Here is a 392-nt window from a genome sequence, read left to right on the forward strand (position 1 = left end):
TGGCTTCATTTAGTCCAACCGTACTTACATAATATCCCTCTGCCCAGAAATGACGATTACCAAATTTGTATTTGAGATTGGCGTGTTTATCAAACATCATTAGAGCACTCTTACCTTTTAAATATCCCATAAAGCTTGATACACTTAATCGCGGAGGAATACTGACTAACATATGAACATGATCCGGCATCAGATGTCCTTCGATAATTTCTACGCCTTTATAAGTACACAAACGTCGGAATATTTCTCCCAAACTACTTCGATATTGATTATAGATGATTTTTCGTCTATACTTAGGTGTGAAGACAATGTGGTATTTACACAGCCACTTTGTATGTGATAAACTATGTGCCTTTTGCGCCATATTTTTCTCCTTTCGCTTTACAATAGGC

1 protein-coding gene is annotated in these 392 nt (G+C 36.7%); it reads right to left on the reverse strand.

Annotation, left to right across the window (positions count from 1 at the left end; genetic code table 11):
• Positions 1 to 364: IS200/IS605-like element ISSsu4 family transposase (gene tnpA / locus C0Z22_RS15860; RefSeq protein ID WP_061841733.1), on the reverse strand; the 364-nt coding region annotated here is incomplete at its 3' end.
• Positions 365 to 392 lie beyond the last annotated feature (28 nt).

Source organism: Halobacteriovorax sp. DA5 (assembly GCF_002903145.1).
GTDB lineage: Bacteria > Bdellovibrionota > Bacteriovoracia > Bacteriovoracales > Bacteriovoracaceae > Halobacteriovorax_A.